The 19,936-nt window shown below is 71.9% G+C and carries 16 protein-coding genes; 8 read left to right on the top strand and 8 right to left on the bottom strand.

Features of this window, described 5'->3' with window-relative positions; all coding sequences use genetic code 11:
• Nucleotides 1-31: 31 nt before the first annotated feature.
• The 6 genes from EAO72_RS27010 (at nucleotide 32) to EAO72_RS26985 (ending at nucleotide 7,872) form a co-directional block, all read left to right on the top strand.
• On the top strand, nucleotides 32-1,693 hold the full coding sequence (locus tag EAO72_RS27010) for a protein kinase domain-containing protein (protein ID WP_148019794.1): 1,662 nt from the start codon (nucleotides 32-34) through the stop codon (nucleotides 1,691-1,693).
• Nucleotides 1,694-2,472: 779 nt separating this feature from the next.
• Entirely contained in the window at nucleotides 2,473-2,724 is a 252-nt protein-coding gene (locus tag EAO72_RS27005; RefSeq protein ID WP_148019793.1) for a hypothetical protein, read from the top strand.
• 84 nt (nucleotides 2,725-2,808) lie between these two features.
• Nucleotides 2,809-3,420 carry a PadR family transcriptional regulator gene (locus EAO72_RS27000; RefSeq protein WP_148019792.1) on the top strand — a complete coding sequence of 204 codons (612 nt, stop codon included), beginning with the start codon at nucleotides 2,809-2,811 and terminating at the stop codon, nucleotides 3,418-3,420.
• A 164-nt stretch (nucleotides 3,421-3,584) separates the two neighbouring features.
• Nucleotides 3,585-4,352: an ABC transporter ATP-binding protein gene (locus EAO72_RS26995; RefSeq protein ID WP_148019791.1), complete on the top strand. Its 768-nt coding sequence runs from the start codon at nucleotides 3,585-3,587 to the stop codon at nucleotides 4,350-4,352.
• A complete protein-coding gene (locus tag EAO72_RS26990) occupies nucleotides 4,349-7,192 on the top strand; it encodes an ABC transporter permease (RefSeq protein ID WP_148019790.1) in 2,844 nt (947 codons plus the stop codon). Before EAO72_RS26995 ends, EAO72_RS26990 begins: the two co-directional genes overlap by 4 nt.
• A gap of 131 nt (nucleotides 7,193-7,323) precedes the next feature.
• On the top strand, nucleotides 7,324-7,872 hold the full coding sequence (locus EAO72_RS26985; protein WP_148019789.1) for a bacterial proteasome activator family protein: 549 nt from the start codon (nucleotides 7,324-7,326) through the stop codon (nucleotides 7,870-7,872).
• A 223-nt stretch (nucleotides 7,873-8,095) separates the two neighbouring features.
• Here EAO72_RS26985 and EAO72_RS26980 read toward each other — a convergent pair whose 3' ends face one another.
• The 7 genes from EAO72_RS26980 to pdhA form a co-directional block, all read right to left on the bottom strand.
• Nucleotides 8,096-9,085: an NAD(P)H-quinone oxidoreductase gene (locus EAO72_RS26980; RefSeq protein ID WP_148019788.1), complete on the bottom strand. Its 990-nt coding sequence runs from the start codon at nucleotides 9,083-9,085 to the stop codon at nucleotides 8,096-8,098.
• A gap of 166 nt (nucleotides 9,086-9,251) precedes the next feature.
• Nucleotides 9,252-10,325, bottom strand: a complete 1,074-nt coding sequence (locus tag EAO72_RS26975; protein WP_148022058.1) for a potassium channel family protein — start codon at nucleotides 10,323-10,325, stop codon at nucleotides 9,252-9,254.
• A 20-nt stretch (nucleotides 10,326-10,345) separates the two neighbouring features.
• Nucleotides 10,346-12,067, bottom strand: coding sequence for a molybdopterin molybdotransferase MoeA (locus tag EAO72_RS26970; protein WP_148019787.1), 1,722 nt, complete (start codon nucleotides 12,065-12,067; stop codon nucleotides 10,346-10,348).
• The gene (locus tag EAO72_RS26965; RefSeq protein ID WP_148019786.1) at nucleotides 12,064-12,912 is read right to left on the bottom strand and encodes an NTP transferase domain-containing protein; all 849 of its coding nucleotides are present in this window, start codon (nucleotides 12,910-12,912) and stop codon (nucleotides 12,064-12,066) included. Before EAO72_RS26965 ends, EAO72_RS26970 begins: the two co-directional genes overlap by 4 nt.
• A gap of 81 nt (nucleotides 12,913-12,993) precedes the next feature.
• Nucleotides 12,994-14,460: a dihydrolipoamide acetyltransferase family protein gene (locus tag EAO72_RS26960; RefSeq protein ID WP_148019785.1), complete on the bottom strand. Its 1,467-nt coding sequence runs from the start codon at nucleotides 14,458-14,460 to the stop codon at nucleotides 12,994-12,996.
• Nucleotides 14,460-15,491: an alpha-ketoacid dehydrogenase subunit beta gene (locus EAO72_RS26955; RefSeq protein ID WP_148019784.1), complete on the bottom strand. Its 1,032-nt coding sequence runs from the start codon at nucleotides 15,489-15,491 to the stop codon at nucleotides 14,460-14,462. Before EAO72_RS26955 ends, EAO72_RS26960 begins: the two co-directional genes overlap by 1 nt.
• Complete coding sequence (pdhA, locus tag EAO72_RS26950; RefSeq protein ID WP_148019783.1) at nucleotides 15,488-16,651, bottom strand: pyruvate dehydrogenase (acetyl-transferring) E1 component subunit alpha; 1,164 nt, start codon at nucleotides 16,649-16,651, stop codon at nucleotides 15,488-15,490. The genes EAO72_RS26955 and pdhA overlap by 4 nt, the downstream gene beginning before the upstream one ends.
• Before the next feature lie 274 nt (nucleotides 16,652-16,925).
• Between pdhA and EAO72_RS26945 the strand changes: the two genes are divergently transcribed.
• Nucleotides 16,926-17,432, top strand: a complete 507-nt coding sequence (locus EAO72_RS26945) for an Lrp/AsnC family transcriptional regulator (protein WP_148022057.1) — start codon at nucleotides 16,926-16,928, stop codon at nucleotides 17,430-17,432.
• 36 nt (nucleotides 17,433-17,468) lie between these two features.
• Here the strand turns inward: EAO72_RS26945 and EAO72_RS26940 are convergent, their stop codons facing one another.
• Complete coding sequence (locus EAO72_RS26940) at nucleotides 17,469-18,062, bottom strand: TetR/AcrR family transcriptional regulator (protein WP_148019782.1); 594 nt, start codon at nucleotides 18,060-18,062, stop codon at nucleotides 17,469-17,471.
• Nucleotides 18,063-18,213: 151 nt separating this feature from the next.
• On the opposite strand from EAO72_RS26940, the gene paaN reads away from it, so the two are divergent.
• Nucleotides 18,214-19,914: a phenylacetic acid degradation protein PaaN gene (gene paaN, locus EAO72_RS26935; RefSeq protein WP_148019781.1), complete on the top strand. Its 1,701-nt coding sequence runs from the start codon at nucleotides 18,214-18,216 to the stop codon at nucleotides 19,912-19,914.
• Nucleotides 19,915-19,936: the final 22 nt, after the last annotated feature.

Raw genomic sequence — 19,936 nt, 5'->3', positions numbered from 1 at the left:
CGCGGTCGCGCGCCCTAGGGGGAAGCAAGTCATGAGCCAGGACGGCGCACACGGTGCCCAGGGTCGCTACGCGGGCGGTTCGGTCGCCGGCGGCCGCTACCAGCTGCGTGACCTGCTGGGCGAAGGCGGGATGGCCTCCGTATATCTGGCGTACGACTCCGCCCTCGACCGGCAGGTAGCGATCAAGACGCTCCACACGGAGCTCGGCCGCGAGCAGTCCTTCCGCGAACGGTTCCGCCGCGAGGCGCAGGCGGTCGCCAAACTGCAGCACACCAACATCGTCTCCGTCTTCGACACCGGCGAGGACGAGCTCGGCGGCGCGCTGATGCCGTACATCGTCATGGAGTACGTCGAGGGGCAGCCGCTCGGCTCCGTCCTCCAGGACGACATCCGCAACTACGGTGCGATGCCTGCCGACAAGGCCCTCAAGGTGACGGCCGACGTGCTGGCCGCGCTGGACACCAGCCACGAAATGGGGCTGGTCCACCGCGACATCAAGCCCGGCAACGTGATGGTGACCAAGCGCGGTGTCGTGAAGGTSATGGACTTCGGCATCGCCCGCGCCATGCAGTCGGGCGTCACGTCGATGACGCAGACCGGCATGGTCGTCGGCACCCCGCAGTACCTCTCYCCCGARCAGGCSCTGGGCCGTGGCGTGGACGCCCGCTCCGACCTGTATTCGGTCGGCATCATGCTGTTCCAGCTGCTGACCGGCCGTATCCCGTTCGACGCGGACTCCCCGCTCGCCATCGCGTACGCGCATGTGCAGGAGGAGCCGATCGCCCCGTCCACGATCAACCGGTCGATCACCCCGGCGATGGACGCCCTCGTCGCCCGCGCCCTGAAGAAGAATCCGAACGAGCGCTTCCCGAGCGCCGCGGCCATGCAGGACGAGATCGCACGCGTGCTGAGCGCGGGCGGCCAGACCGGCGCCCCCGTGATCGTCAGCGGTGCGGGCGCACCGGCGAACAGCGGCTCGGGGGTCGGTTCGGCGGTCTTCCCGCCGGTCGACCAGTCCACCCCCGCACCGCAGAACGTGCAGACGCCGTACCAGCCTGGCCCGTACCAGTCGCAGCAGCAGCCCGGCCCCTACGGCGCACCGACGCCGACGCCCGCCCCGGCAGCGAGTTACGGCTACCCGCAGTCGTCGCCCGCCTATCAGACGCCGGCGGCGATGTCGCCGATGCAGCAGCAGACCCCGCCGCCCTACACGGTCTCGCCGCAGACGCACACCCCGTCCTCCTCGGGCGGTGGCTCCAAGCGGAACATGCCGGTGATCGTGGGCTCGATCGTGGTCGCCCTGATCGCGATCGGCGGTCTGATCACGGCTATCAGCCTGAACAAGGACGACGAATCGGGCAAGGGTGGCACCGAGGCCACGTCGAGCGAGTCCCCGAGCGGTGAGCACAAGGATCCGGAGCGGAACCGGACGATGGACACCGAGAAGTGCACGGACGCGCCGGAGGACATCGACGACCCGAACAAGGTCCAAGCGCCGAGCTTCCTCTACAAGGACATCCTCTCGGCCCGCGCGTGCACGGACGCGGCCGGCTGGACGATCAAGCAGATCAAGGTGCCGGGGAACGCGTACGCGGAGGACCAGATCATCGACCAGTTCCCCACCCCCGGGACCGCGGTCTCCGAGACGGGCGCCCACTTCGAGCTGCGCATCGCGACGGGCGACCCGGCGTAGGGACGCGCTGCGCCCGTAGGGACGCGCTGCGCTGCATGTAAGGCCTTTGCGGCGCTGCGGGCCGCCTCCGTTTGGCGTTCGGTGTTCGACGTTCGGTGTTCTGCTTCTGGTTCCGCTTCTGCTTCTGCTTCTGCTTCTGCTTCTGCTTCTGCGACGCTGTGTACCGTCTCCCGTTGCCGGCCTGCGGCGCTCTGTACTGTCTCCGTTTGCCGGCCTGCGGCGTCCGTTGCCGTTCCGTTTGCCGCGCCTGCGCCATCCGTCCGCATGACCGGAGATGCCGGACATACCGTCACATGTGACGCTGATCCCATGGCTTCAGGACACCTTGCCTCGCGGCCCTCAAGGTGCGTGGCCTGCCTGGCACTGACGGCAGCCGCAGCACTGGGGGCCATGACCGCTGGGGAGGCACAGGCAGCCGACCGGCGTGCGCCGATGCAGGGGGCATCGGCGCAGGGGGCATCGGCGCMGACGGCGGAATGGATGACGGACGGGCCGACGGCCCAGTCGACAGCCGGGACGGCTGCCCGGACGGCGAACCGGGCGGCTGCCCGGACGGCGAGCCGGACGCGAGTGGCACCCAGGACGCCGCAGTCACGCCCGCGCGCCCGGCGCATTCGGCGCACCCCGCGCCACCGCAGTCCGCCCCYGCCCGCTCCGCGTCCTCGTCCGCCTCCTCCGCACCGCCCTCGCCGAGCCCCGGATCGCCGCGTCCCGACGACGCCCAGTCGCCGTTGGCCGGGTGGCCTGCCGGGCAGGGGCGGCCGCGGCCCGGGAGAACGATGACGCCCAAGGAGCTCGCCCGGGCCGACGCGCTCGACGCGGCCGAGGAGGAGTCCGAGGCGCCGCAGCCGGCCGCCGTAACGGCCGTCACCCCGGACGCGAGTGCGTCGCCCGAAGCCGGCCGGATGTCGCGACAGGCCCTGGAGGGGCCGGCCGTCGAGCAGGTCCAGCAGGTGTCGCTCGGCGCGGGAATCGCCCTGGTCGGGCTGGGTATCGGCTTCCTCGCCTTCCGTATGCGCCGCTCCGGCTGACCGGCGTCCAGGAGGGCCCATGCCCTTGCTGCGGCGGGACTCCGTGACTTGCAATCACCAACATACTCGGTATACATACTCAGTATGTCGATCCGTCATGGGCTCCTCGCCCTCCTGGAGCGGGGGCCTCGGTACGGCTCCCAGCTCCGCACCGAATTCGAGTCGCGCACCGGCTCCACCTGGCCGCTCAACGTCGGGCAGGTCTACACGACGCTGAGCAGACTGGAGCGCGACGGCCTCGTCGTCCAGGACGGCGAGGACGATCAGGGGCACGCCCTCTACTCGATCAGCGACGACGGACGCACCGAACTGCGCGCCTGGTTCGAGACACCGGTCGACCGCAGCAGCCCGCCCCGTGACGAGCTCGCCATCAAGCTCGCCATGGCCGTCGGCGCGCCCGGGGTCGACATCCGGGCCGTCATCCAGTCCCAGCGCCACCACACCGTGAAGGCGATGCAGGACTACACCCGCCTCAAGGCCCAGGCGCTCACCGACGTGCCCGCCAACCGCGACGAGGTCGCCTGGCTGCTCGTACTGGAGCAGCTGATCTTCCAGGCCGAGGCCGAGGCCCGCTGGCTGGACCACTGCGAGTCCCGGCTGGTCCGGCTCGCCGAGGCCGCCGCCACCGAGCCCGAGGCGAGCACGCCCCCGCGCACCGCCTCCCGCACCACCTCCCGGCCCCGCGCCCGCCGCTGAGCCGGCCTCCCACACCGCTCGACCACGGCCCGCGCCCCGCACCGCTCGACCACGGCCCGCGCCCCGCACCGCTCGACCACGGCCCGCGTCCCACGCGCAGGCCACGGCCCCGGCCTGCCGCCGGGACCCGACCACAGACCTGTTCCGAGGGGGAACCCACCGTCATGTCCCCGCACGTCCCGTCCCCGGCCGCTCCGCCCCTGCCGGTGGACGCCCCGGTGCTCGAACTCCGCGACCTCACCCGTACCCACGGCACCGGCATCGCCGAGGTGCACGCCCTGCGCGGCATCAACCTCGCTGTGCACCCCGGTGAGCTCGTCGCCGTGATGGGCCCGTCCGGCTCGGGCAAGTCCACCCTGCTGACGCTGGCCGGCGGTCTCGACACCGCGACCGGCGGCCAGGTCATCATCGAGGGCCAGGACATCGCCACGCTCGGCCGCAAGGGCATCGCCACGCTGCGCCGCCGCAGCGTCGGCTACGTCTTCCAGGACTACAACCTGATCCCCGCCCTCACCGCCGCCGAGAACATCGCCCTGCCGCGCGAACTCGACGGGGTCTCGGTCCGCAAGGCACGCAAGGAGGCCCGGGCCGCCCTGGAGGAGATGAACCTCCTCGACGTCGCCGACCGCTTCCCGGACGAGATGTCAGGCGGCCAGCAGCAGCGTGTCGCCATCGCCCGCGCGCTGGTGGGCGACCGGCGCCTGGTGCTCGCCGACGAACCGACCGGGGCGCTCGACTCCGAGACCGGGGAGGCCGTCCTCGCGCTGCTCCGCAACCGCTGCGACCAGGGCGCCGCCGGCGTGATGGTGACCCACGAACCGCGGTACGCCGCCTGGGCGGACCGGGTGGTCTTCCTTCGGGACGGCTCGATCGTCGACCAGACGCTGACGGCGGGCGCCGACTCGCTGCTGGCCGCCGGGAGCGCCGAGTGAGCCCCTTCACGGGGTGGCGCGCCGCCCTCCGGATAGCCCGCCGCGACGCCATGCGGGCCAAGGGCCGCAGCGCCCTGGTGGTCGCGATGATCGCGCTGCCGGTCCTCGGGGTGACGGCTGCGGACGTCACGTACCGCAGTGTCGACTCGACCGAGGCCGAGCAGCTGACGGCCCGGATGGGCTCGGCCGACGCCCTGTTCAGCGACCCGGGCATGGGACCGCTGCAACAGATGCCCGACGGCAACGCGTACGACATCGCGGGGGACGAACCGCCCGCGGACGACCTTCCGCCGATCGACATGCGCACCGCGTTCCCCGAGGGTGCGCGGGCGATCAGCATGCGGTCCGTACCCGCGAGCGTCACGACCGCGTACGGACTCACCAACACCGAGATCGTGGAGTTCCGGACGGCGGACCCGATGGCCCGCGGAAAGGTCGACCTGGTCGAGGGCGAGTTCCCGCGCGCGACCGGTGAGATGGCTGCCACGAAGCCGTTCCTGGACTCGTCCGGGCTGCACATCGGCTCCCGCACCACCGTGAACAGCGCCGGCCGGACGTACACCATCACCGGTGTCGTCGAGCAGCCCTCCGATCTGAAGGCGCAGCAGCTGTACGCCGACCCGGGCGCCGTGATCGCCCCGTGGCAGGCCGCGTCCGACCGCGACAAGAAGGTGCTGCCGCCCAACACCGGCTCGACCGAGTGGCTGGTCAAGGGATCAGGCGCGGCAGGCATCGGCTGGGAGGACGTGCTCGCGGCCAACAAGGCCGGCGCGCTGGTCGTGTCCCGCCAGGTGGTCCTGGACCCGCCGCCGGACTCCGAGATCCCGATGGCGCGGTCGATGGACCACTACTACGCGGGCGACTCCGCCGAGGCGAGCGCGGCCGCCGTGACCGTGGTCGCCATGGCACTCCTGGAGATCGTCCTGCTCGCCGGCCCGGCGTTCGCCGTCGGTGCCCGCCGTTCGCGCCGGCAGCTCGGCCTCGTCGGCGTCTGCGGCGGCGATCGGCGCCATGTACGGGCTGTCGTGCTCTCCGGCGGGCTGGTACTGGGCGCGGTCGGTGCGGTGACGGGCGTCGCGGCCGGACTGCTGCTCACGATGGCGTTCCGGCCGCTGATCGAGGAGTGGGCCGGGCAGCGCTTCGGTTCCCTCCTGCTGAAGCCGACGGAGCTCCTCGTCATCGCCCTGCTCGGCCTGGTCACCGGGCTCCTCGCGGCGTTCGCCCCGGCGATCGTGGCCGCCCGCCAGTCCGTACTGGAGTCGCTCACCGGCCGTCGCGGTGTACGCGGCAGCTCCCGGGTGCTGCCCACCGTGGGCGCCTGTGTGCTGGTCCTCGGCATCGCGATCGCCGCCTTCGGCGGTACCGGCGGCGAGGCGACGCTGGTCGCCGGCGGCTCGGTCGTCGCCGAGATCGGGCTGCTCGCCTGTATCCCGGTGATCGTCGGTCTGCTGGGCCGGCTCGGCCGCAGGCTGCCGCTCTCGCCGCGGATGGCGCTGCGCGATGCCGCCCGCAACCGTGGCCGTACCGCTCCGGCGGTCGCCGCCGTGATGGCGGCCGTCGCGGGCTCGGTGGCCATCGCGACGTACATGTCCAGCAATCTGGCCGAGTCCGACCATGAATACACGCCCATGCTGGCCCGCGGGACGATGGTCCTGTCCTCCAGCGACGCCAAGGCGGCCGAGCGGCTCCCGCTGGTCCGGGCCTCCGTGGAGCGGAACATGGCGGTGACCGGTGGTCACGCCGACTTCTCCCGGGTGTGGGCCGGCAGCGACTGCAACGTCTACTACGAGGACGAGAACAGCTGCGGCAGCATGGAACTCGTCAAGCCCACCGGCAAGGGCCACACGTGCCCGCTGAACACCAAGGGCGCCAAGGAGCTCGCCGCGCGGCTCTCCGCGGAGGAGCACCGGCAGATGATGCGCTCCCCCGCCTGCATGGACGAGTACATCTCCTCGGGCAGTTTCAGCTCGGAGTCGAACAACATCGTGGTGGGCGGCCCCGAACTGCTCCGCACCTATGCGAAGCTCGACGACCCCGCGGCCGCCGCGGCGCTCAAGGCCGGCACCCCCGTCCTGCTGAACCAGGCGTATGCGACGAACGGCGAGATCACGCTCAAGGCCGTCCACACGTACAACGCCAAGGACGAGAAGAACCGCAAGCTGCACCCCGGCCCGGCCCGCACGTCCACGGACCGTCTGAAGGTGTACGTCGCGGACGCCGAGTACGCCGCCACTCCCGGCATCCGCATGATCCTTCCCCAGCGGACCGCCGAGCGGCTCGGCCTGCACACCCAGCCGTCCGGCAGTGTGTACGCCGTCCCCCACCCGCCCTCGGACGCCGAGGAGCAGCGTGTCTCGGCCGCCATCGACCAGGCCGGCGGTGGGCTCTGGCTCCAGACCGAACGCGGCCCCGGTGACCGGGAGGACATCATTCTGCTGATCCTCACCCTGTTCGCCGGTGTGGTGACCCTGGGTGCGGCGGCCATCACGACCGGTCTCGCCAAGGCCGACGCCGAGGCCGACCTCACCACGCTGAGTGCGATCGGCGCGCCCCCTCGGGTACGCCGGACCCTCTCGGGATTCCAGTGCGTGGTGGTGGCCCTCACAGGGGTGCTGCTCGGCACCGCGGCGGGCCTGGTGCCCGCGGTGGCGCTGCGCCTGGTCGATCTGCGCAACGCGATGGACGCGATGCGCGAGGAGCCCATGGAGTCCGCCTTCACGCCGATCGTGCTGCCCTGGGCGACCATCGGGGTGCTGGCCGTGGTCGTTCCGCTGCTGGCCGGAGTGCTGGCGGCCGCGTTCACCCGCTCCCGGCTGACGCTGGCCCGGCGCGCCGGGTGAACGGGGGCGAGGCCGCGTCGGCGCCCTGACCGGCGGCTTCGAGGCACATCCGGTGCCCCCGGAAGCGGTGGATCATCCGTTTCCGGGGGCACCACCATGGTGTACGGCGTGTGTGCGAGACAATGGGCGGCATGGAGATGCCGAGGAATGAACGGTCGCAGGAGCACCCTCAAGTCCTGGTAGTGGGGCAGGACGGAATGGCGATCGGCGGCGGTGGCACTGACGACGAGTCGCGTGAGGTCCCGGTGACGGAGATGGTCGAACAGCCCGCGAAGGTCATGCGCATCGGCAGCATGATCAAGCAACTCCTGGAGGAGGTCAGGGCGGCTCCTCTCGACGAGGCGAGCCGGGTGCGCCTGAAGGAGATCCACGCCAGCTCGGTCAAGGAGCTGGAGGACGGCCTCGCGCCGGAGCTGGTGGAGGAGCTGGAGCGGCTCTCGCTGCCGTTCACCGAGGAGTCGGTTCCCTCCGAGGCGGAACTGCGGATCGCGCAGGCCCAGTTGGTCGGCTGGCTGGAGGGCCTCTTCCACGGCATCCAGACGGCACTGTTCGCCCAGCAGATGGCGGCCCGGGCGCAGCTGGAGCAGATGCGCCGCGCACTGCCTCCCGGCAGCGGTCACGAGGAGGAGGACGGCGGCGCGGACCCGCACGGGCCGCTCCGCTCCGGCCCGTACCTGTAGTCCCGGGCCGGTCCGGTACGTCCATCACGTCCATCGACCCACCGATCCCGCGCGAAGGGCCCGGCACACGAGGTTCGTGTGCCGGGCCCTTCGACGTGTCCGCGGGCGGAGGTCGGCGCGCTGCGGGCGGCGCGCTGCGCGCTGCGGGCGGAGGTCGGCGCGCTGCGGGCTGCGGGCTGCGGGCTGCCCGCGGGGTTCAGGCCCTGGCCCTTCTGGCCAGGGGTCAGGCCGCCGTGTCGGCTTGGAGGAGCACCTTGCCGACGTGGGTGCTGGACTCCATCACCCGGTGGGCCTCCGCGGCATCCCGCATCGGCAGCGTGCGGTCCACGATCGGCCGGACGACACCGTCCGAGATCAGCGGCCAGACGTGCTCGCGTACGGCGGCGACGATCGCGGCCTTCTCGGCGAGCGGACGCCCGCGCAGCGACGTCGCCGTGACGGCGGCCCGCTTGGTCAGCAGGGCTCCGAGGTTCAGCTCGCCCTTGGCCCCGCCCTGGAGACCGATGATCGCGAGCCGCCCGTTGACGGCGAGTGCCCGCACGTTCCGGTCCAGGTACTTCGCGCCGACGATGTCGAGGATGACGTCCGCGCCGGCCCCGTCCGTCGCCTTGCGGAGCTCGTCGACGAAGTCCTGCTCCTTGTAGTCGATCAGGATGTCGGCACCGAGCTCGGCACAGCGCGCCAGCTTCTCGGGACCACCGGCGGTCACGGCGACCCGCGCGCCGACCGCCTTGGCCAGCTGGATCGCCATCGTGCCGATTCCGCTGGACCCGCCGTGGATCAACAGCGTCTCGGCGGGACGCAGATGGGCCACCATGAACACGTTGGACCAGACGGTGGCCGTCACTTCGGGCAGCGCCGCGGCCAGGGTGAGGTCCAGGCCTTCCGGCACGGGGAGCAGTTGCCCGACGGGGACGGCGACCTTCTCCGCGTAGCCGCCGCCCGAGAGGAGCGCGCAGACCTCGTCGCCGACCGACCAGCCGAGGACGCCGGGGCCGAGGGCCGAGATACGGCCCGCGCACTCCAGGCCCGGGTACGGGGACGCCCCGGCCGGCGGGTTGTAGAAGCCCTGCCTCTGGAGCACATCGGCCCGGTTGACCGCGCTGGACACGACGTCGACGAGGACCTCGCCCTCGCCGGGTACGGGATCGGGCACCTCGGCCCAGACGAGCGCCTCGGGGCCACCGGGTTCAGGGATCGTGATCGCATGCATGGCCGCGAGGCTACTCCGTGGACGGCGGACGACCGCGATGCACGGTGGAGCGGGGCGGGTCGGCGGCATGGTCGGCGGCATGGCGGTCCTCTCCGACCGCTCCTGATCGCCCCGCCGCGCTCCGACTCGCCCCCGCCGCGCTTCCGTCCGCTCAGGTCAGGTCAGGTCAGGCGCGCGGGGCCGTCTGCGGCGGGTGGTTCAGGGGTGGTTCGTTGGAGGCGCGCACGATGGTGATCAGTCGGTCCGTCAGCTGCAAGGGGCTCGCCGCCGGATCGTCGTACCCCAGAAGCCGGTGACCGCGCAGAACGTTGACCACGAGGTCGTCGGTCTCCCGGACGCTCTTGCCCACCTCGGCCTTTATCACCGGCCGTTCGACGAGATCGAGCCCGCTGCCCTGCTGGATCAGGTCCTCCATCACCATGCCCGCACTGGGGCTGAGCACGGAGAGACCGAGGAGCCGGCCCGCCGCACTGGCGCTGGTGATGACGGCATCGGCACCGGACTGCCGCAGCAGCGGGGCGTTCTCCTCCTCACGCACCGCGGCCACGATCTTCGCGCCACGATTGAGCTGACGCGCGGTCAGTGCGACCAGGACCGCCGTGTCATCGCGCTGGGTGGCGATGATGACCTGCCGCGCCTTCTGCAGCTCCGCGCGCAGGAGCACATCGCTGCGCGTCGCATCCCCGAGCACTCCGGTGAAGCCCTCGGCGTTGGCGATCTCTATCACCTTGGACGCCGGATCGACGATGACGATCTGGTCCTTCCGCAGCCCGGTGGCGCAGAGGGTCTGGATGGCCGAACGGCCCTTCGTACCGAAACCGACGACGACGGTGTGGTCACGCAAGTTGGTTCTCCAACGCTTCAGCCGGAAGTCCTCGCGGGTCCGTTCCGTGAGGACTTCAAGGGTGGTGCCGACCAGGATGATGAGGAAGAGCACGCGCAGCGGTGTCACGAGCAGCACGTTCACGAGCCGGGCGCTGTCGCTGTACGGGGTGATGTCGCCGTATCCAGTGGTGGAGAGGGTGACCGTCGCGTAGTACACCGCATCGAGGAGGTCGACCTTGCCATCGGCGGCATCGTGGTAGCCGCCACGGTCGACCCACACGATCAGCACCGTGGCGGCAAGCACCGCCAGAGCCATCATCAGCCGCTTGGCAACCTGACGGGCCGGTCCGTCGACGACCCGGCGCGGGAGCATCACCCGGGTGGGGACGACCTGTTCGTCGGCGCGCCTGGCCATCGCGTCATGGCCGGGAAGTTTCACGTGAAACACCCTTCAGTCCACGGCGTCGCCGGGGCCCACGGTAGATCGAGGATCTCCACCTCGGTGCCGGACCGTACCCCGCCCGGCCCCACAACAGCCAGCCCGTCCGCGGCAGCGACGCCGCGCAGCATGGCAGGACCGTTGTAATGCAGGGGTACGACGTGATCCGTTGCCCCTCCGGTTCCCGTGCTGTCGCGACGGGTCGCGGCAGCGGAGGCCGGTCCGGGGGCGCCGGCGGCGCGGTGGACCACGGGGACCAGCCGGGTGTCGTGCGGATGGCCGTGCACGTCGTCGCGCACCGGCACCCGGTAGGGCGCCTCGGCGGTGCGGCCGGCCAGCCCTCTGAGCAGCGGTTCGGCCAGGGTGAGCAGTCCGGACACCGCGGCCAGCGGGTTGCCGGGCAGGCCGACGAGGTACGGCCCCGCGGCGCCGAGGCGGGCCAGCAGCATGGGATGACCGGGGCGGACGGCGACCCCGTCGACGAGCAGTACGGCATCGATCCGGGCCAGCACGGGGTGCACATGGTCGACGGGTCCGGCCGCGGTGCCGCCGGTGGTGACGATCAGGTCGGCCTCGGAGCCGGTGAGCGCCTGCCGCAGTGCCTCCGCGTCATCGCCGAGGCGGCGCGGGGCGGAGACCTCGGCCCCCAGAGCGCGCAGCCAGGGGCCGATCATCGGACCGAGAGCGTCACGGATCAGCCCGTCGTGCGGCAGCCCGGCGGTGAGAAGCTCATCGCCCAGGACGAATACGTCGACACGCGGCCGGGGCCGGGTCGGCAGCTCGTCGTACCCGGCGGCCGCGGCCAGGCCGAGGACGGCGGGCGTCACCAACGTTCCGGCGGGCAGGAGTTGGTCTCCCGTGCGGCACTCCTGTCCGCGCGGCCTGATGTCCTGGCCGGGGTTGACCTGCCGCTGGGCGTACAGCAGCTTCTTGGCCCCGTCGGCGTGGGCGTGTTCGCTGCGAATGACCGCGGTGACGTCGGCCGGGATGCGGGCGCCCGTGGCGATGCGGATGGCGTCGCCGTCGGGGAGCGGCGCGGGTGTGCCATGGCCGGCGAGGATTCCCTCGTCGTCCCGGATGGTCCAGGGTCCCGGCCCGGCGACGGCCCAGCCGTCCATGGCGGAGGTGTCGAACGACGGCAGATCGGTGAGCGCGGCCAACGGCTCGGAGAGCACCTGGCCGAGTGCCTGGTCGAGAGGAAGCCGCACCGTACGGGGCGGAACGGCGCGTCCGGCCCTGGTGGCAACAGCGCGGGCCTCGTGCCACGGCGTCGCACGGACATGCGGCCGCTCCTGGGGCGCGGGGGAGTCCGGGCCGACGCGGTGGGCGGGAGCGGCCGGGGTCGCCCGAGTGGTCGGAGACGTCCGAGCGGTCGGGGCGGGGGTGGTCGCGGAAACAGGGGCTTCGGGACGGTCCTCGGACGGGCCTGAAGCGGAAGAGCCGGGCCCGGGTCCGGGTTCGGATCCAGGTCCAGATGCACGCCCAGATCCGCATGCACGTCCGGATGCAGCTCCGCCGGGCGCTCCCCTCGTGCCGGCCCAGGGAGGTGCCTCGCCGACCAGCGCCAGGGCCTGCGCGACGGCCCTCTCCTCGTCGGCCCTCTCCTTGTCGGACCTCTGCTCGTCGGACCTCTCCTCGTCGGCCCTCTCTTTGTCGGACCTCTCCGCGTCGGCCCCGGCAGCGCTGTCCCGTTCGGCGTTGCCGCTGTGGCCCGTCATGGCGTCTCGGCCTCGTCCGCCCACCGGACAGCGAGCGCGGCCGCCTTCCGCGCGGCCTCGGCCACCGCCTCCGGCCCGCCCCCGTCACCGCTCGCCTTCGCCGCCGCGTAGCCGACCAGGAAGGTCGTCAAGGGCGCGGCGGGGCGGGCGACACCGTGGGCGGCATCGCGGGCGAGGTCGAGCAGGACGTCGGTGTCGACGTCGAGTTCGATGCCCAGTTCGTTCTTGACTGCGGTGATCCATTCGTCCAGCACGGTCCCATGCTCCCTGATCCGGGCCCTGGCCGAAGCGATGTCCTCCCAGGTGTCGCAGTCGAACGAGGCGAGCGGGTCCGCCGTCACCCTGGCGAGCGTCAGTTCATGGGTGAGCAACCGCAGGGGCAGACCGGCCAGACCGCCGTGCTCGGTGGCGATGAGCGCCAGTTCGCGGCGCAGCGGCTCCGCGCGGTAGACGGCGACCAGCGGCTGGTCGCGGCCGTCCCGATCGGTGCACAGAGCGCCCTCGACGTCCCCCTGACCGACCGCGTCCAGCAACGCGCCGACCGTGTCCGGGCCCAGGAACGGCAGATCGGCGGAGAGCACAAGTACGCGCTCCGCCGCCGTGTGCCGCATCCCCGCACCGAGCGCGGCCAACGGGCCGCCGCCCTGGGGCTCTTCGCGCGTCCAGGTCACCGCACGGGTGGTGGGCCGTCGTCCTCCCACCACCACGGTGGCCGCGGCTCCGGCGCAGGCGCCGAGCACCCGGTCGAGCAGCGCACGGCCGCCGACCCGGACCCCGGGCTTGTCGGCACCGCCGAGCCGCTTGGCGGCTCCTCCGGCGAGAACGATGGCGTCATACGCGGTCATGCCCCGAGTATGCGTGCCCACCGTCCGGCGGGTCCTGCCGGTCCACGTTCCGGTGGGTCAACGCCACGTTCGGCGGTCGGCCTACAAGGTCCGCAGCAGCACCGCCGGCTGTTCCACGCAGTCGGCCACGTACCGCAGGAAGCCACCCGCCGCACCGCCGTCGCAGACCCGGTGGTCGAAGGTCAGGGACAGTTGGACGACCCGCCGCACGGCCAGTTCGCCCTCGTGCACCCACGGCTTGGGAACGATCCGGCCGACGCCGAGCATCGCCGCTTCCGGGTGGTTGATGATCGGCGTCGATCCGTCGACGCCGAACACCCCGTAGTTGTTGAGCGTGAACGTGCCGCCCGTCAGCTCGGCCGGTTTCAACGTCCCCGTCCTCGCCGCCTCGGTCAGCCTGGCGATCTCCGCCCCGATCGACTCCGCGTTGCGCGTGTGCGCGTTGCGGACGACCGGAACGACCAGTCCGCGCTCGGTCTGCGCCGCGAAACCGAGGTGGACCTCCGGCAGCCGCACGATCTCGCGCGCCTCCATGTCCACCGTGGAGTTGAGCTCGGGGTACCGGGCCAGGGCCGCCGTGCAGATACGGGCGAGCAGGGCCAGGAGCGACACCTTGGGACCGGCACCCGGACCACCGGCACCGTTCATCGCCGCCCTCGCCGCCATCAGCTCGGTGGCATCGGCGTCCACCCAGCAGGTGGCATCGGGGATCTCGCGTCGGCTGCGGGACAGCTTGTCGGCCACGGCACCTCGTACACCGCGCAACGGAATCCGCTCGCCGACAGAAGCTGCAGCCGAGGATCCGGCCGTCCCCGCGGGCATCGCTCCCGGCTTCACTGCCGGAGCGGCGACGGGAGCCGACGCCACCGACCGGATGGCGGACTCGACATCGGCGCGCAGGATCAGCCCCTCGGGCCCGGATCCCGCGAGCTGCCGCAGATCGAGGTCGTGCTGCCGCGCAAGCTTGCGCACCAGCGGGGAGACGACGGGAACCGGCCCCCGCGCGTCGTCGGCGACCCGGGCGGAGACCGCGGCCTCGGCCGGCAGCGCGGCGGCGGGAGCGGACGGGGAACCGGTGGGCGTGGGGGCGGACGCGTTGGATGCAGGGGCGGGCGCGGAGAGGCCCTCCGGCCGGACCCGCCGGCGCCGCACCGGCGGCGCCCCCGTCCCGTACCCCACCAGCACGTTCCCCGACCCGGACGGCTCCGATCCGGCGACCGCCGCACCGGAGCCCGCACCGGAGCCACCAGAACCCGCACCGGAGCCCGCACCGCTCAGCGGCTCCGAGCCGGATGGCTCCGCGGTGCCGACCGCGACCGTCAGCAGCGGTGAGCCGACGGGAAGTTCCGTTCCTTCCTCGCCGAACCGCGCGGTGACCACGCCCCCGTACGGGCAGGGCACCTCCACCATCGCCTTGGCCGTCTCGACCTCGACGACCGGCTGGTCGATGGCGACGACATCGCCGACCTCCACCAGCCAGCGCACGATCTGCGCCTCGGTCAGCCCCTCGCCGAGATCCGGAAGCTTGAATTCGAGTACCTGAGGCATCAGTTGTCCGCCTCCCACTGCAGTCGCGCGACGGCGTCGAGCACCCGGTCCACGCCCGGAAGATGGTGGCGCTCCTGCATCGGCGGCGGGTACGGGATGTCGAAACCGGCGACCCGCAGCACCGGCGCCTCCAGGTGGTGGAAGCAGCGCTCGGTGATCCGGGCGGCGATCTCGCCGCCCGGGCCGCCGAAACCGGTGGACTCGTGGACGACGACCGCGCGACCGGTGCGCCGCACGGACGCGACGACGGTCTCGTCGTCGAACGGCACCAGCGACCGGAGGTCGACGACTTCGAGGTCCCAGCCCTCCTCGACAGCGGCCTGCGCCGCCTCCAGGCAGACCGGCAGCGACGGTCCGTACGTGATCAGGGTCGCGCTGCGCCCGGGACGTCGTACGACCGCCCGCCCGATGGGTTCGACGGCGGCCGGTGCCTGCGGCGACCAGTCGGCCTTCGACCAGTAGAGCCGCTTGGGCTCCAGGAAGACCACCGGGTCGTCGGACGCGATCGAGGCCCTCAGCAGCCCGTACGCGTCCTCGACCGTGGCGGGGGTGACGACATGGAGTCCCGGGGTCGCCATGTAGTACGCCTCCGAGGAGTCGCTGTGGTGCTCGACGCCGCCGATGCCGCCGCCGTAGGGGACCCGGACCGTGATCGGCAGCGGCATCGCGCCCCCGGTCCGGTTCCGCATCTTGGCGACATGACTGATGAGCTGCTCGAACGCCGGATACGCGAAGGCGTCGAACTGCATCTCGACCACGGGCCGGAGCCCGTACATGGCCATGCCGACGGCCGCGCCGAGAATGCCCGCCTCGGCCAGCGGGGTGTCCGTGCACCGCTCGTCGCCGAACTCCTTCGCCAGGCCGTCGGTGATCCTGAAGACCCCGCCGAGCGTGCCGACGTCCTCACCGAGGACGTGCACGGAGGGGTCCTCGGCCATCGAGTCGCGCAGCGCGCGACCCAGTGCCTGCGCCATGGTCGCGGGCCTGGCCTTCGCCGTCCGCTCCCCGGCCGTGGCCGCTGCCGTGGTCATCGCCCCGTACTCCTGTCGTCCGTGCCGTGCTCGTCGTGCTCCGCGTCCAGCTCGACCCGCAGGCGGGCCGCCTGCTCGCGCAGCTGTGCCGTCTGCTCCGCGTACACATGGGCGAAGAGGTCCATCGGGTCGAGCACCGGGTCCGCGTTCATCCGCTCCCTCAGCTGCGCCGCCATCCGCTCCGCGGCCGTGCGCGCCTCCTCGATGCCGTCGTCGCCGAGCAGCCCGCGCCCGGTCAGCTCGCGCTCCAGGAGCTGGACCGGATCGTGGGCCCGCCAGGCCTCGACCTCGCTGTTGCCGCGGTAGCGCGTCGCGTCGTCCGCGTTCGTGTGGGCGTCCATGCGGTACGTGACGGCCTCCACCAGCGTCGGACCACCGCCGCTCCTGGCCCTCGCCACGGCCTCGGAGAGCACCTGGTGCATGGCTGCCGCGTCGTTCCCGTCGACCAGCCGGCCGGGCATTCCGTACCCCACGGCCTTGTGGGCCAGGGACGGTGCCGCGGTCTGCTTGGCCAGGGGCACGGAAATGGCGAAGCCGTTGTTCTGCACGAGGAAGACGACCGGGGCCCGCCAGACGGCCGCGAAGTTCAGCGCCTCGTGGAAATCGCCCTCGCTGGTGCCACCGTCACCGACCATGGCGAGCGCCACCACGTCGTCCCCCTTGAGCCGCGCCGCGTGGGCCAGGCCCACGGCGTGCGGCAGCTGGGTGGCGAGCGGGGTGCACAGGGGCGCGATGCGGTGCTCGCGCGGGTCGTAGCCGGTGTGCCGGTCGCCGCGCAGCAGCGTCAACGCCTCGACCGGGTCCAGTCCCCGCGCCACGGCCGCGAGCGTGTCGCGGTAGCTGGGGAAGAGCCAGTCCCGCTCCTCCAGCACCAGGGCGGCCGCGATCTCGCAGGCCTCCTGCCCGGTGCTCGACGGATAGACGGCGAGCCGTCCCTGCTTGGTGAGGGCGGTCGCCTGTGCGTTGTACCGCCGGCCGCGCACGAGCTCCGCATAGAGCCGCAGCAGCAGCTGGGGGTCTGCCTCGGCCGCGGCGTCCGTACCGAGCACGCGGTACGGCTCGGGGTCCGGGAGCAGGGGCGCGGGATCGGTGAGCGGCTTCCAGGCCGGTGGCGGCGTGGGCCGGTAGGCGGCCGCGCCGGGCAGCTCTTGGACCGTCATGACAAGCACCTCCTGGCGTCGAGGGGTATCGAGCGACATCTGGCGGCATCGGGGGGTGCCCCGACGCCGCGGGGTGTTGATATGTGTCGAATCAACCAAAGCCGTGCGAGGCGCGCATGTGGTGCCATGTGGTGTGCCTCACCTACCGATTGTTCGGTCGCGAGCGCATTTTGGCTACAGGCACCGTCAGCCTGTGGACAAACGGTTCTCCACAGCCTGGGATGGGGACAGGTCGTCCAGGACGGGGAGGCACGGGAACATGGCAGCTGAACAAATGGCCGACGGGGGCGAGGAGCCGGGCAGGATTCCCCCGGCACGCCCGCTCGACGCCATCGACGGCGCCATCCTCCGACTGCTCCAGACGGACGGCCGCGCCTCGATACGGTCGGTCGCCGACCGCGTCCACGTCTCGCGGGCCAACGCCTACGCCCGGATCAACCGGCTCATCGACGACGGCGTGATCCGCGGTTTCGGCGCACGGGTGAACCATGAGCGGGCGGGGCAGGGGGCCTCCGCATACATCACGCTCAAGATCGTCCAGAACTCCTGGCGCACCGTGCGGGAGCAGCTCCAGGCGTTGCCGGGCGCCACGCACATCGCCCTGGTCAGCGGCGATTTCGACGTCCTGCTGCTGGTGCACACTCCGGACAACCGGTCACTGCGCGAGCTGGTTCTGACGAGGATCCAGGCCATTCCGGAGGTGCTTTCCACCCGCACCCTGCTGGTGTTCGAGGAGACGGACCTGACCCCGGGCTCCGACCGCCCCACGGAACTCACCTGACGAGGACACCCCGGCCGCCGGCTCGGACTCCGTGGCTCAGCGGCTGGACTTCATGCCTTCGAAGGCCAGCCGCACGACCGTGTCGGCGAGCCGCTCCCCCTCCGCGCCACCGTCCGACAGCGGCCGGAACCACTCCACGAGCGAGTTGACCATCCCGAACAGCAGCCGCGTCGCAAGCCGTATGTCCACGTCGGAGCGGAGGTCGCCGTCCGCGACCGCCGCCTTGAGCAGCTCGGCCACGCGCTGGTCGAACTCACGGCGCCGTTCCAGGGCCCAGCGCTCGGTCTTCGTGTTGCCCCGCACCCGCAGCAGCAGCGTGACGTAGGGCAGCTCGGCTATCAGCACCTCGACGGTCCGACGCGTGACGTACTCGACGCGCTCGATCGCCCGGCCCCGGGCCGCGCCCGGCTCGTCGAGGATCCCGAAGAGCCCGTCCAGTGCCCGGCTGACCGCACGCCGCAGCAGCTCTTCCTTGCCGGCGACGTGGTGATAGATGGACGACTTCGAGATGCCCGCCGCCTTGGACAGGTGCTCCATCGAGGTGCCGTCGTAACCGCGCTCGTTGAAGACACGGACAGCGACGGTGAGCAGAGTCTCCGGAGTGTACGTGTCCCGCTTGGCCGTGGTCATGCCCGCGATCCTCCCCTACGAGTCGGACCGACCGGCAAATGGGGGCGGTGTTATCCACAGGTTTCGCGGGCCCCCTTGTCCCGACCGATCGTTCGGTTACTCTAACTCTGTCCGCCCGTCCCTGCCCAGCTCGATGAGGAGTTGGTCCGTCATGGCCGCCGAGCTCTCCCCGCACCTGCTGTCCGAGAGGCACCGCCCCACGCTCGACCGGGCCCTCGACGCGATCCGCACGCGTGCCTACTGGTCACCGCACCCCGAGCACCCGAAGGCCTACGGCGAGGGCGGCGCCCCCGGCAGTCTGGGCGCCGCCGAGGGCAAGGCCGCCTTCGACGCCGTGCTGCACACCCGCCTCGACCTGGACCAGCCGGGCACCGACGGCTGGACGGGCGGCGAGGTCTCTCCGTACGGCCCCGAGCTGGCCGTCGAGTATCCGCACGCCGACCTCGACGTGCTGCTCCCGGCGATGCGTGCCGGTATGCCCGCCTGGCGCGAGGCCGGCCCGGAGACCAGGGCCCTGGTCTGCCTGGAGATCCTGGCGCGGATCAGCGCCCGCACCCATGAGTTCGGCCACGCGGTGATGCACACCAGCGGGCAGGCCTTCATGATGGCGTTCCAGGCCGGCGGCCCGCACGCCCAGGACCGCGGTCTGGAGGCGGTGGCGTACGCGTACGAGGAGCAGATGCGCGCGCCCCGGACCGCCGACTGGTCGAAGCCGCAGGGCAAGCGCGACCCGATCGACCTGCACAAGACGTTCACCGCGGCCGGACGCGGTATCTCCCTGCTGATCGGCTGCAACACCTTCCCCACGTGGAACGGCTACCCGGGCCTCTTCGCCTCCCTGGCCACCGGCAATCCGGTCCTGGTCAAGCCGCACCCCCGGGCGGTGCTTCCGCTGGCCCTGACCGTGCGGCTGGCGCGTGAGGTCCTCGGGGAAGCGGGCTTCGACCCCAACCTGGTCGCCCTGGCCGCCGAGCGTCCGGGCGAGGGCATCGCCAAGACCCTGGCGGTCCGTCCGGAGATCCGGATCATCGACTACACCGGCTCCACTGCGTTCGGCGACTGGCTGGAGGCCAACGCGCGCCAGGCCCAGGTGTACACGGAGAAGGCCGGCGTCAACACGATCGTCATCGACGCCACGGACGACTACCGCGGCATGCTGGCCAACCTGGCGTTCTCGCTCTCCCTCTACAGCGGCCAGATGTGCACCACCCCGCAGAACCTCCTGATCCCCCGGGACGGCATCACGACGGATGTCGGCGACAAGTCGTACGACGACGTGGTCACGGACATCGCCGCCGCCGTCACCGGACTCCTCGGCGACGACGCCCGGGCGAACGGCCTGCTCGGCGCCCTGGTCAACCCGGACGTGAAGGCCCGCCTGGAGGCGGCCGCAGAACTGGGAGAGGTGGCACTGCCTTCGCGGGAGGTGGCCAATCCCGACTTCCCCGAAGCAGTCGTCCGCACCCCGCTGATCGTCAAGCTCGACGGCAGCAAGCCGGACGAGGACTCGCCCTACCTGTCGGAGTGCTTCGGCCCGGTCTCGTTCGCGGTCGCCGTCGACTCGACGGCGGAGGCGGTAGAACTGCTGCGGCGTACGATCCGCGACAAGGGCGCGATGACGGTCGGCGCGTACACCACCTCATCGGAGGTGGAGCGCGCGGTGGAGGACGTCTGCCTGGACGAGTCGGCCCAGCTCTCCCTGAATCTGACCGGCGGGGTGTACGTCAACCAGACGGCGGCGTTCTCCGACTTCCACGGATCGGGAGGAAACCCGGCAGCGAACGCGGCCCTGTGCGACGGCGCTTTCGTCTCGAACCGCTTCCGCACCCTGGAAGTCCGCCGCCAACGCTGACCGCCTCGCAACAGCCGGCTCC

Source organism: Streptomyces sp. OR43 (assembly GCF_008042275.1).
Taxonomy (GTDB): Bacteria; Actinomycetota; Actinomycetes; order Streptomycetales; family Streptomycetaceae; genus Streptomyces.
Note: the sequence above shows the minus strand (reverse complement) of the source record. Positions and strands in the feature narration are given on the sequence as shown.

Bases quoted from the DNA above. Each gene is read 5' to 3' on its own strand.
- EAO72_RS27005 (WP_148019793.1), top strand. From the start codon at position 2,473: ATGACGCCCAAGGAGCTCGCCCGGGCCGACGCGCTCGACGCGGCCGAG.
- EAO72_RS27000 (WP_148019792.1), top strand. From the start codon at position 2,809: ATGTCGATCCGTCATGGGCTCCTCGCCCTCCTGGAGCGGGGGCCTCGG.
- EAO72_RS26995 (WP_148019791.1), top strand. From the start codon at position 3,585: ATGTCCCCGCACGTCCCGTCCCCGGCCGCTCCGCCCCTGCCGGTGGAC.
- EAO72_RS26985 (WP_148019789.1), top strand. From the start codon at position 7,324: ATGGAGATGCCGAGGAATGAACGGTCGCAGGAGCACCCTCAAGTCCTG.
- EAO72_RS26980 (WP_148019788.1), bottom strand. From the start codon at position 9,085: ATGCATGCGATCACGATCCCTGAACCCGGTGGCCCCGAGGCGCTCGTC.
- EAO72_RS26975 (WP_148022058.1), bottom strand. From the start codon at position 10,325: ATGGCCAGGCGCGCCGACGAACAGGTCGTCCCCACCCGGGTGATGCTC.
- EAO72_RS26970 (WP_148019787.1), bottom strand. From the start codon at position 12,067: ATGACGGGCCACAGCGGCAACGCCGAACGGGACAGCGCTGCCGGGGCC.
- EAO72_RS26965 (WP_148019786.1), bottom strand. From the start codon at position 12,912: ATGACCGCGTATGACGCCATCGTTCTCGCCGGAGGAGCCGCCAAGCGG.
- EAO72_RS26960 (WP_148019785.1), bottom strand. From the start codon at position 14,460: ATGCCTCAGGTACTCGAATTCAAGCTTCCGGATCTCGGCGAGGGGCTG.
- EAO72_RS26955 (WP_148019784.1), bottom strand. From the start codon at position 15,491: ATGACCACGGCAGCGGCCACGGCCGGGGAGCGGACGGCGAAGGCCAGG.
- pdhA (WP_148019783.1), bottom strand. From the start codon at position 16,651: ATGACGGTCCAAGAGCTGCCCGGCGCGGCCGCCTACCGGCCCACGCCG.
- EAO72_RS26945 (WP_148022057.1), top strand. From the start codon at position 16,926: ATGGCCGACGGGGGCGAGGAGCCGGGCAGGATTCCCCCGGCACGCCCG.
- EAO72_RS26940 (WP_148019782.1), bottom strand. From the start codon at position 18,062: ATGACCACGGCCAAGCGGGACACGTACACTCCGGAGACTCTGCTCACC.
- paaN (WP_148019781.1), top strand. From the start codon at position 18,214: ATGGCCGCCGAGCTCTCCCCGCACCTGCTGTCCGAGAGGCACCGCCCC.